The organism is Pseudomonas sp., assembly GCF_035277045.1.
Classification (GTDB): Bacteria; Pseudomonadota; Gammaproteobacteria; order Pseudomonadales; family Pseudomonadaceae; genus Aquipseudomonas.
Map to the genome: position 1 here is coordinate 1 of NZ_DATELE010000074.1, position 8,058 is coordinate 8,058.

11 protein-coding genes and 1 tRNA gene are annotated in these 8,058 nt (G+C 63.4%); 7 read left to right on the forward strand and 5 right to left on the reverse strand.

Annotated elements, in window-relative coordinates:
• The 4 genes from VJS90_RS03090 to csrA form a co-directional block, all read left to right on the forward strand.
• A partial coding sequence (locus tag VJS90_RS03090; protein ID WP_324118991.1) for a molybdate ABC transporter permease subunit occupies positions 1-317 on the forward strand: 317 nt, incomplete at its 5' end.
• Between the two features lie 2 nt (positions 318-319).
• Positions 320-1,408 (forward strand): molybdenum ABC transporter ATP-binding protein, encoded by a 1,089-nt coding sequence (gene modC, locus VJS90_RS03095; protein WP_324118993.1) that lies wholly within the window; start codon positions 320-322, stop codon positions 1,406-1,408.
• A gap of 63 nt (positions 1,409-1,471) precedes the next feature.
• The gene (locus tag VJS90_RS03100; RefSeq protein ID WP_324118995.1) at positions 1,472-2,497 is read left to right on the forward strand and encodes a DNA topoisomerase IB; all 1,026 of its coding nucleotides are present in this window, start codon (positions 1,472-1,474) and stop codon (positions 2,495-2,497) included.
• Positions 2,498-2,767: 270 nt separating this feature from the next.
• Positions 2,768-2,965, forward strand: a complete 198-nt coding sequence (gene csrA, locus VJS90_RS03105) for a carbon storage regulator CsrA (protein ID WP_324118996.1) — start codon at positions 2,768-2,770, stop codon at positions 2,963-2,965.
• 72 nt (positions 2,966-3,037) lie between these two features.
• Here csrA and VJS90_RS03110 read toward each other — a convergent pair whose 3' ends face one another.
• From VJS90_RS03110 to VJS90_RS03120, 3 genes are read right to left on the reverse strand one after another with little or no spacing between them, the layout of a single operon-like run.
• Positions 3,038-3,397, reverse strand: a complete 360-nt coding sequence (locus VJS90_RS03110; RefSeq protein ID WP_324118997.1) for a response regulator — start codon at positions 3,395-3,397, stop codon at positions 3,038-3,040.
• A gap of 16 nt (positions 3,398-3,413) precedes the next feature.
• On the reverse strand, positions 3,414-4,859 hold the full coding sequence (locus VJS90_RS03115) for an ATPase domain-containing protein (RefSeq protein WP_324118998.1): 1,446 nt from the start codon (positions 4,857-4,859) through the stop codon (positions 3,414-3,416).
• 2 nt (positions 4,860-4,861) lie between these two features.
• Positions 4,862-6,028: a two-component system sensor histidine kinase NtrB gene (locus VJS90_RS03120; RefSeq protein WP_324118999.1), complete on the reverse strand. Its 1,167-nt coding sequence runs from the start codon at positions 6,026-6,028 to the stop codon at positions 4,862-4,864.
• Positions 6,029-6,238: 210 nt separating this feature from the next.
• Between VJS90_RS03120 and VJS90_RS03125 the strand changes: the two genes are divergently transcribed.
• The 3 genes from VJS90_RS03125 (at position 6,239) to VJS90_RS03135 (ending at position 7,222) form a co-directional block, all read left to right on the forward strand.
• On the forward strand, positions 6,239-6,457 hold the full coding sequence (locus tag VJS90_RS03125; protein WP_324119001.1) for a hypothetical protein: 219 nt from the start codon (positions 6,239-6,241) through the stop codon (positions 6,455-6,457).
• 131 nt (positions 6,458-6,588) lie between these two features.
• Positions 6,589-6,673, forward strand: a tRNA-Leu gene (locus tag VJS90_RS03130).
• Between the two features lie 135 nt (positions 6,674-6,808).
• Positions 6,809-7,222 carry a DoxX family protein gene (locus VJS90_RS03135; RefSeq protein WP_324119003.1) on the forward strand — a complete coding sequence of 138 codons (414 nt, stop codon included), beginning with the start codon at positions 6,809-6,811 and terminating at the stop codon, positions 7,220-7,222.
• Positions 7,223-7,272: 50 nt separating this feature from the next.
• Here the strand turns inward: VJS90_RS03135 and VJS90_RS03140 are convergent, their stop codons facing one another.
• Both VJS90_RS03140 and VJS90_RS03145 read right to left on the reverse strand, forming a co-directional pair.
• Positions 7,273-7,458, reverse strand: a complete 186-nt coding sequence (locus VJS90_RS03140) for a hypothetical protein (protein WP_324119005.1) — start codon at positions 7,456-7,458, stop codon at positions 7,273-7,275.
• Between the two features lie 406 nt (positions 7,459-7,864).
• Positions 7,865-8,058: hypothetical protein (locus tag VJS90_RS03145; protein ID WP_324119008.1), on the reverse strand; the 194-nt coding region annotated here is incomplete at its 5' end.

Sequence of the window (8,058 nt, forward strand, 5' to 3'; positions counted from 1 at the left end):
CGCTGGAGGTCGCCGCGACCCTGCGCGCCAGCCCGTGGGACACCTTCGTTCATGTGGTATTGCCCCTGGCCCGGCCAGGTTTTGTCACCGCCAGCATCCTGGGCTTTGCCCACACCGTGGGTGAGTTCGGGGTAGTGCTGATGATCGGTGGCAATATCCCGGACAAGACCCGCGTGGTGTCAGTGCAGATCTTCGACCACGTCGAGGCCATGGCCTATCCGCAAGCGCACTGGCTGGCAGGCGCGATGCTGGTGTTCTCCTTCCTGGTGCTGCTGGTGCTGTATGCCGGTCGTCGCCCAAAGGCGGGCTGGAGCTAAGCATGGACAATACGATAACCGCCCGGCTGACCCTGGGACGCGACGCCTTCACCCTGGACGTCGACCTGCAACTGCCGGGCCGCGGCATCAGTGCGCTGTTCGGCCACTCGGGCTCGGGCAAGACGTCGTGCCTGCGCTGCCTGGCCGGTCTCGAACGCGCGGCCAGCGCCTACATCGAGGTCAACGGTGAGGTGTGGGAAGACTCCGCGCGTGGTTTCTTCATGCCCCCTCACCAGCGCCCGGTAGGCTATGTGTTCCAGGAGGCAAGCCTGTTCGCGCACCTGTCGGTACGCGGCAACCTGGAGTTCGGCTGGCGCCGGATCGCTCCGGGCGAACGCAAGATCAGCCTTGACCAGGCCTGCCAACTGCTCGGCATCGGCCACTTGCTCGAACGCCAGCCTGCCACGCTGTCCGGTGGCGAGGCGCAGCGCGTAGGCATTGCCCGGGCGCTGTTGAGCAGCCCGCGGCTGTTGCTGATGGATGAGCCGCTCGCCGCGCTGGACGGGCCACGCAAGCGCGAGATATTGCCCTACCTCGAGCGCCTGCATGCCGAGCTCGAGATCCCCGTTGTCTATGTAAGCCACGCCCAGGACGAGGTCGCACGCCTTGCCGACTACCTGGTGCTGCTCGAACAAGGCGCGGTCCAGGCCAGCGGGCCGATCGCCGACACCCTCGCCCGGCTGGACCTGCCATTGGCCGAAGGCGAGGACGCCGGCGTGGTCTTCGAGGTCACCGCGCGTGGCCACGATGCCCATTACCAGTTGCTCGACGTGCAACTGCCAGGCGATGGCCCGCGCCTGCGCATCGCCCACCCGGCCCAGGCCAGCGGCACACGGCTGCGGGTCAAGGTGCAGGCCCGCGATGTGAGCCTGAGCCTGACCGAGGATTGTGCCTCGAGCATCCTCAACCGCCTGCCGGTGCGGGTGCGCGAATTCCGCCCGGCCGAGAACGCCGCGCATGCGCTGGTCAGCCTGGAGGCTGGCGGCAATCTGTTGCTGGCACGCATCACCCGCTACTCAGCCGACCAGCTTGGCCTGCATCCCGGGCAAGCGCTGTGGGCGCAGATCAAGTCGGTGGCGCTGCTCGGTTGAAATCCGGCACCGTGGCGAAGCGCCGTGGTCCATTGAACAGATACCGGTCAATGGATCACGCCCATGCTCGAATGCCCTCTGCCCCAGACGCTGCACTATGTGGACGATACCCAGCCCGGCCTGACCCGGCGCCTCTGGCGCGGCCGCTTCATCTATCACGATGCCGAGGGCGAGCGCATCACGGACAAGGATACCCTGGCCCGCATCGCCGCCCTGGTGATCCCGCCGGCCTATACCGATGTCTGGATCTGCGCCGACCCGCAGGGCCACCTGCAGGCCACCGGGCGCGATGCGCGCGGGCGCAAGCAGTATCGCTACCACGTGCAGTGGCGCGAGCACCGCGACGAACACAAGTACGGGCGCATGCTCGCCTTCGCCAAGGTACTGCCCAAGCTGCGGCGCCAGGTGGATACCCATCTGTCCCGGCCTGGGCTGGACCGCGAAAAGGTCATGGCGCTGGTGGTCAGCCTGCTCGACAACACCCTGATCCGCATCGGCAATCGCCGCTACCTGCGCGACAACAAGTCCTATGGGCTCACCACGCTGCGCAACCGGCATGTCGAGGTCAAGGGCAGCACCATCCGCTTCAGCTTTCGCGGCAAACGTGGCGTGGAGCACAACGTGACCTTGCGCAACCGCAGGCTGGCCGGGATCGTCAAGCGCTGCCTCGACCTTCCCGGCCAGGAACTGTTCCAGTACCTGGACGAGCACGGCCAACGCCACAGCATCGGATCAAGCGACATCAACCTGTATCTGCAGACCTTGACCGGGGCCGACTTCACCGCGAAGGACTACCGCACCTGGGCCGGCAGCGCGTTGGCCCTGGACCTGTTGCGTCCCTTGACCTGGGAGCCGGAAACCGAGGCCAAGCGGCAAGTCTCGACGGCGGTGCGCGAGGTGGCCGCGCGCCTGGGCAATACACCCGCGGTCTGCCGACGCTGCTATATCCACCCGGCCGTGCTCGAACACTTTACCCTCGGCCAACTGGCAGCCCTGCCCCGGGCCCGGTCGCGCAAGGGGCTGGAGCCTGAAGAAGTGGCGCTCCTGCTGTTTTTGCAGCGCCTGCAGGCGGCGGTGGCCGATGATTGAAGACGTCTATACCTCTCATCATGCAGAGAAATTTCCCATATCACCCGAAGCCCCCTATCCTTGCCACCAGAGCACCTCCGCCGACAGCGCAAACACACTTCGCCCGTCGGCTCCTGCACCTAAAGACAGGCAACAGAATTTGCCTGCGGGGGAATTAATATCCGCCGAAAGCGTCTTTAATGATAAGGAAGAGGGACAGGCCAAGGGGCCCCGCTCCCGGCCGCGCGGCATAACCCCCGGGCGGCACTCTACATCACCAAGGAGAATTACATGCTGATACTCACCCGTAAGGTTGGCGAAAGCATCGTCATCGACGATGACATCAAAGTCACCATTTTGGGCGTTAAAGGGATGCAAGTGAGGATCGGCATCGATGCGCCAAAGGATGTCCAGGTCCACCGTGAGGAAATCTTCAAGCGTATCCAGGCGGGCAACCCGGCGCCGGAGAAAGGGGAAGACCAACACTGATCGCGACTGCTTCAAGCCGCACGGATGCGCTTGACCCGATTGCCCGCCGATGCGGGGACTTCTTTCCTGGCTTCAGGTGTCGAGCAGTTCATGCACCTTGGCGATCATCCTGTCCATGTCGAACGGTTTGTCGAACACCGCGTCGAACAACTGCGGATGGGTACGCCCCTGGCTGGCTTGCGCGCCGCTCATGAGGATCACCGGCAGATCCGTGAGCTGCAGTTCTTCGCGAATCGCCCTGACCAGCTCCTCGCCATTGAGCACCGGCATCATGTAGTCGGTGATCACCAGCTCCACGCGCTTTTCTTTCAAGGCCTCCAGGGCCTTGCGGCCGTTGCTGGCCTTCTCCACCAGGAAGCCGGCGTCTTCCAGGGCGAAACCCAGGATATCGGCGATCAGGTACTCGTCATCGACGATCAGGATCGTGTGCATCGTCCACTACCTATCATCAGCCCCCACCCGAGGGGATGGGCGTACCTGAAAGGACACCGCTGACCCCTGCAAAGCTTTGGCGAAGGGTAATGCCATTGTGACTGATGACGAACTCGTGCAGTTCCGGATCAAAGTCACTGTCGCGGACCTTCAGGACGGACAGCATGCGCTTGAGCCGAGCGTCGTGCTCGACGAAGCGCATCAGCAGCAGGTTGTCGACGATGCTCGAGAGATCGGGCGCGGGCGCGTTGATTTCCGAACCGAAGATGTCGCGCATCTCCCAGGTGAGCATCACGGTCACGCCACGGGCACGAAGCTCCCCGGTCAGGGCACAGAAGAACTCGTTGAGCCGGGCCGGATTGTTGGCCAGGCGGTTGAAGGCGCCCAGGCTGTCGAGCAGCACGCGCTTGATGCCTTGGGCCTGGACGATATCCAGAAGCCGCGCGCCGACCTGATCGAGCAAGCCTTTGGTAGTCGGTTGCCAGCACAGGTGCAGCAAGCCCTTGCGCTCTAGCGCCTTGAAGTCGTGGCCCAGGGCGCTGGCCTTCAGGCGAAGACGCTCAGGGGTTTCGTAGAAGCCGAAATGCAGCCCTGGCTCCGCCGCCGTGGCGGCTGCGAGGAAACCCAGGCCCAATGAGGTCTTGCCAATGCCCGAAGGCCCCATTACCAACGTGATGGCACCCTTCGGCAGGCCGCCCGCGAGCACCTGGTCAAGCGTTTCGGTGCCACTGGTGGTACGTGTCACGGTATCGGCGCCAGGATGGCTCGGCAGACTATAGAGCGACTCCAGCCGCGGAAACACCTGCAGCCCGGACTGGTCGATCTCGAATTCGTGCAGGCCCGCCAGGGCGCCGCTGCCACGCGTCTTGCGCAACTGGATCTGGCGCACCGCGCGGCTGCCGGCCAGCTGCTCGCTCAGCTCGATCACGCCGTCGACCATGGTGTGCTCCGGGCTACCCTCGTCGAGCCTCGAGCTGGTCAGCAGCAGGACGGTGCAGCCGGCAAAGGCGGCATGCCCTTGCAGCTCGGAGATGAACTTCTTGGTGTCGAGCGGGGTTTCAGCCCGCGAGCGAGCATTGAGCAGCCCGTCGACGATCAGCAGACTGGCCTGCTGGCGGGCGATTTCCTGACGCAGGATCTTCACCACCTCCCCCAGGCCATCCTGCTCCAGTGCATCGAACGCGCTGACGAACTGGATCTGGTTGCCGATCATGCCCTGGTCGAAGAACTCCAGGGTCGAGAGGTACTGGAACAATCGCTCGTGCGACTCGCTGAGCAGGGTTGCGACCAGCACCCGTCCCTGCTGCCTGACGTGGTTGCAGGCCAGCTGGTTGGCCAGGATCGTCTTGCCTGAGCCTGGATGGCCCTGGATGACATAGGAGGCGCCTGCGACAAGCCCACCCTTGAGCAGGTGGTCAAGCCCGGGAATCCCCGTGGCAAGACGCTTGAGTGATTCGACCATTGTCATTCACCGGTTGTGTGCAGGTTGTCGTCGTGCGCTTGCCAGACCGGCAGATAGAGGCTCATGCACGTTCCCTTGCCCACCTCGCTGGTCACGGCAATCGCTCCGTTGCTTTGCTTGGCAAAACCATAGACCTGGCTCAGCCCGAGCCCCGTGCCCTTGCCGAACGCCTTGGTGGTGAAAAATGGCTCGAAGATACGCGGCAGTACCTCCACCGGGATGCCATGCCCGGTATCGCGCACATCGAAGCGCACGAATCGTCCGTGCAGGTCGTCGACCTGGCCGTTCATCTCGCAGGCAACGACCTGAAGCATGATCCCCCCCTGCTCGCCAACGGCGTCACGGGCATTGAAGACGAGATTGAGCAGCACCATCTGCAGCTGTCCTGCGTCGGCCTTGATGGCAGGCAGGCCCGGCGCCAGCTCCTCGCGCACCTCGATACCCGCGGGCAGCGAATGGGCGACCAGCCCGAGCGTGGCCGCGATCAGTTCCCGAGGGTCGATTCGTGCGACTTCGAGGTGCTTGTGCCGGGCGAAGCTGAGCAACTGCCCGGTTAGCTCCGAGCCCCGCTCGCCAGCATCGAGGATGTGCTCGAGCAGGCGATCGATGCGCTGCGGGTCACGGCTGCCGCGCGCCAGCCTCGCCGAGCCGAGGATGATGGTCAGCAGGTTGTTGAAGTCATGCGCCAGGCCGCCGGTCAACTGCCCCAGGGCCTCTAGCTTCTGCGCCTGGAACAGCTGGGCGCGCATGGCATCAAGCTGCAAGGCCGAGTCGCGCCGGTCGGTGATGTCGCGGGTGACCTTGGCCAGGCCGATGACCTGACCGGTTTCGTCATGGATCACATCCATCGCCGCCAGCGCCCAGAACTGCGTGCCATCCTTGCGTCGGCGCCAGCCTTCGTCCTGCGCGACGCCCGTCCTCAAGGCAAGCTGGAGCAGCCGTTCGGGGCGACCGTCAGCGCAATCCTGTTCGGTGAAGAACAGCGAGAAGTGCCGGCCGATGACCTCTTCGGCACGGTAGCCCTTGATCCGCTGGGCGCCGGCATTCCAGGAGACGATGCGGCCGGTGGGGTCCAGCATGTAAATGGCATAATCGACCACCGACTGGACCAGCTGCTCGTAGCGTGTAGCGGCCATCACCGGAAGATCTGGGCAGTCTGTCGACACCATGGTGACTCCACAAGGCACTGCAGTATTGTAATGAGCCTAGACAATAGCGCTCGCGGACAACGCCTGGGAAGACAATCTTCAGTTTTGCCTCGTTCCCGCATCAATGAAGCTGCTGAACTTTCATCAGAGAACCGAAGGGTGGCCCAATGACAGCACGGTGTCAATTGACCATGGCGCGGCGCGCTCCACCCGATGTTGCAGGAGAGGACAATGTCATCCAACACCCGATTGCAAGACATGCAAGACGATTTGAACCGCACCGCCAGTGAGCTGGAAAAGCTGTCACGCGCGCTTGAAGGCCATGCCCGCTACCTGCAGCATACGGTGCACCGACACGACGCAGCGCCGGTGCGAAACTGTCAGGAGGGCCTGCAGACATGGGCAGCAGAGCTTCGTGAGCTGGCGCGGGGCATGAAACCCAAGGACTGACGCGGGTGGGGCTGGCGTTCGGAAATCGCCTGAGCCGCAAGGTGATCCGCAAAGCCACCCGCGCCCCCTTCTGGCGTCTAAACCGTTGATTCCCTCAAGCTTTTCGTGTCTAATCGCAGGCTTCACATCGCGCCCCGATGGTGAAATTGGTAGACACATCGCACTTAAAATGCGCCGCCGCAAGGTGTGCCGGTTCGAGTCCGGCTCGGGGCACCAACGCGTCAACGCACCTCCTGAAGCATCGGCCAGCACGGCCACCCTCCTCCTGACCTGCCTTTTTGCCGACCTCCCTTCCAGAACTCCCGCGTGCAGCTAGAGTGGAACATAACCCCGTCCACTGGGAATGCCGCCATGCGCTACAGCCTGCTCGAAGGTCAACGCGACGTCATCATTCTGGTTGCCCGCGTGCTACTGATGATCCTCTTTGTCTCCGCCGGATGGGGGAAGCTCACCGCGTTCGAAGGCACGGTGGGCTACATGGCCTCGTTAGGGGCTCCCGCCCCCACGCTCGCAGCGGTGATCGCGATGGTCATGGAATTCTTCGTCGGGATCGTGCTGGTGCTGGGTTTCTACACCCGGCCGCTGGCGCTGCTGTTCGCGCTGTTCGTGATCGGCACCGCGCTGATTGGCCACCCCTTCTGGAACATGGTCGACCCTGAGCGCACCGCCAATACCATCCAGTTCTTCAAGAACCTGAGCATCGTAGGCGGGCTGCTGTTGCTGGCAGTGACCGGCGCAGGGCGCTATTCGCTCGATCGGCGATAGGGCCGCCGCGCCCTGGCGGCCTGCCGCACGGTTGGCCTGTCGGCGCGAGCCTATTCGACGTCATCGTGCCAGGCGGGATGGTCCATGCCGTCGAGCTCCTCCTCCAGCGCTTCCTCATCGTCATCCAGCGCATCCTCGAACGAGCCGGCATCCGGCTCCTGTTCCTCGATGTCGTGGAATTCATGGTCCAGCAGGTGGTCGTGCTCGGGCTCGTGGAGATCGTCTTGGTCGCGCATGGGTGGCTCCTTGGCAAAGGCCGCCTGTATAGGCGCCTTAGAGCCTCAGGTCAATGCCTCTCCAGGTCAATGCCGGGAAGTAGCTTGGCAAGACATCCGAACGCCCGCTCATGCACGCATCACTGCGCAGCAGTGCATCGCGTCCGGCAAACGCACTGATCACGCAATATTCACGAATTTCCGACAACTGGAAAGGCACACTGACCAGGCTTCGATACGTTCTTTGAACCCGCCCCTGGCGGGTTTTTCTTTGCCTGCCCTAAACGTAGCGGCCTATTCCGCGCCGGGCGGGATGCCATCCTTGTTCTTGTCCTTGAGCCGCGCTTTTTCTTCCTCGGTGGAATGCGCAGGGACGTTGGCGTGTTCTTGCTGGTCCTGATTCTGCTCGGTCATGGAAAAACCCTCGTCATCGTGTACGACTATGACCGCCCGAGAAGGCTCGAAATGCGATCCCTGATCGCAGCAGGGACACCCGCGGTGCTTTTTCCTGACCTGGCTCTGGCAGCCACATCGCCTTCAAGGCAAAGCGCTGAAGCTCCGCATTGCGGTGAATCCAGAAAAACATGGACTTCGCCTTGGCTTCGGAATCGAAGGTCTCGG